General features: G+C 67.2%; 1 protein-coding gene and 1 pseudogene. Both read right to left on the bottom strand.

All coding sequences use genetic code 11. The features are described 5' to 3' along the window. Nucleotides 1-215: 215 nt before the first annotated feature. Complete coding sequence (gene rsxC, locus OXU43_04345; GenBank protein ID MDD9824382.1) at nucleotides 216-1799, bottom strand: electron transport complex subunit RsxC; 1584 nt, start codon at nucleotides 1797-1799, stop codon at nucleotides 216-218. Nucleotides 1800-1956: 157 nt separating this feature from the next. Continuing rightward, nucleotides 1957-2373 (bottom strand): annotated as a pseudogene (locus OXU43_04340) (RnfABCDGE type electron transport complex subunit B). Nucleotides 2374-2582: the final 209 nt, after the last annotated feature.

Here is a 2582-nt window from a genome sequence, read left to right as displayed (position 1 = left end):
TTTGCGCTGGATTCCCGCCTGCGCGGGAATGGCGGATATTTGCCATGCCAGTGGGAAATGTTTTCGCGCGGCTCTGGATTTTCGGAGTTTTTGCACAGACTGCTGCGCGGGAATGGCGGATTAAGGATTGCGGAACGGCTGGCCCGTACCGGCATGGGCGGACCGACAATCCGGGGGCGACAGGCGGCGGGGAGGCGGCAAGACCCGCGACGAGCCTAATTGCCACTCCCAGGGCCGTTCTCCGGGCCGTTCTCCGGGGCACTCCCAGGGCCATTCTCCGGGGCGCCCCCCTCGTCTTCCGCATCCTGCCGCCGGCGGCGGGCGCGGCTGCGTTCCGCCGCCTCCTGCACATAGGCGCGGCGGCGCTGCAACGAGGCCGGCGGGCGCGGCCCCAGGCTTTGCTCCTGCTCGCGCTGCCGGCGCTCCTCCCGCGCCAGGAACCGCTTGCGGGCCCGGTCCGCGCCCTCGCGCTGCCGCTCCCAATCGGCGATGGCCCGCTTCGCTTCGCGGTAGTATTTCACCAGCGGGATATGGCTGGGACAAACGTAGGCGCAACAGCCGCACTCGATGCAATCGAATAGATGCTGCTCGCGCGCGCTCTCCAGGGCATCCATGCGGGTCAGGCGGTGCAATTCCTGCGGCAGCAAGCGCACCGGGCATACCTCCACGCACCGCCCGCAACGGATGCAGGGCTGCTCTTCCAGACGCGGCCGCGCCTCCTGGACGAGAATGCAGTTGATCGTCTTGGTCACCGGCACCCGCACATCGTGCATCGGACTGCCCATCATGGGCCCGCCGCAGATCACCTCCCGGGATTCCTCCAGGGGCCGCTGGTCGCACATCCGCAGACAGTCCACTACCGGGGTGCCCAGCAGCACCTGCAGGTTGCGGGGGCGCGCCACGTCGCCGGTCACTGTCAGGTAGCGGGACACCACCGGTTCGCCGCGGGTGACGGCGCGGTAAACCGCCGCCGCGGTGGCGACGTTCTGCACCATCACGCGGACATGGATGCTGAGCCCTCCGCTGGGCACCTCGCGGCCGGTCAGCGTCTGCACCAGCTGTTTCTCGCCGCCCGCGGGATAGCGCGCCGCCACTGCGATCAAATCAATTTCGCCGCCCAGTTCCTGCCCGTCCAGTTCCTGCTCCAGGGCCGCCGCCGCCTCGGGCATATCTTTTTCCACGGCGATAATGCTGCGGCGCGCCTGCACCGCATGGGCGATCATCCGGGTGCCCGCCACCACGTAGCTTGCCTTCTCCCGCACCAGACGGTCGTCGCAGGTAATATAGGGCTCGCACTCCGCGCCGTTGATGATCAACGTGTCCACGGCGTTCTCCTCGCCCTCGCGAATCTTCACGTGGGTGGGGAAGCCCGCGCCGCCCAGGCCCACGATCCCGCATTCCCGGATCAATTCCTGCATCCTGGCCGGCGACACCTGATCGTAAGCCGGGGTCGGGCGGATGTCGTACCAGCGGTCGTCGCCGTCCGGCTCGATGACGATGCAAGGCTCGCTGCGGGCGGCAGGGTCGGGGACGGGGTAGTCGCCGATATCAATCACCTTGCCCGAGGTGCTGGCATGCAGCGGCACGCTGACATAGCGGTCCGGTTGCGCGATCGGCTGGCCCTTATATACCTGCTCCCCCACCCGCACCATGGGTTTCGCCGGCAGGCCGATATGCTGCTGCAGGGGCAAAGTGATGCGCTCCGGCAACGGCACCAACACGGAATCCGCATCTCTGGACAGGGCCTTGTACGTGGGCAGCGACAACCCCCCGAAGAAACGGGCCTCGGCAAACTTCAAGGCGGCGCCTCGAGGCAAGCCTCCCGGCCGGGCAGAGAAGAGACGGATGCCGCCGGCGGCGCCCCGGGACGGGAATTCTCGCCGCCCTCTCCGGCAGACGGCGCAGACGAAAGAGGCGCAGAGGCCGCGGTCGCGGGCGCCATCTCTATGCAGTCCCCATCTCTATGCAGTCCACTGGGCAAGGCGGCAGGCACAACTCGCAGCCGGTGCAAAGTTCCGCGAGTACGGTATGCATCTGTCCCTGCGCGCCGATAATGGCGTCCACGGGGCAGGCCTGAATGCATTTAGTGCAACCGATGCAGTCCGGCTCCTCAATCCGGGCAACCCTGGGCCGTGCCGTAAAATCCCCCAGTTCGCGCGCCGGCGGCAACAGCGCCTGCCCCAGCAACTCGGCCAGGGCGGCGATGGTCAAGCGCCCCCCGGGAGGGCAGCGGTTGATCTCCGTCCGGCCCGCAGCGACCGCTTCGGCATACGGACGGCAACCGCCAAAGCCGCAACGGCCGCATTGCGTCTGCGGCAACAGGGCGTCTATAGCGGCGACCTGCCGCTCCAGCTCTGCGCCGCCGCCCTTCATCGCAAAAAAGAAATTCCGCGGCCGATACGCACCCGAACGCTACCCATGAACGTCATCCATAGCGGCACTCTAACGGCCAATCCCATCCGCCGCAATGCCATATATGAGGCCGTAAGCCGTTACCCAATCGAAGGGCAGCGAAGCGCCTCTCTCTTATCTGCCATTCCCGCGCAGAGCTTGCCCCTGGCTTGAACAGGGGCGGGAATCCA

Source organism: Gammaproteobacteria bacterium (genome assembly GCA_028817255.1).
In the GTDB taxonomy this organism is placed as follows: Bacteria; Pseudomonadota; Gammaproteobacteria; order Porifericomitales; family Porifericomitaceae; genus Porifericomes; species Porifericomes azotivorans.
This window is presented reverse-complemented; position numbering and strand designations above follow the sequence as displayed.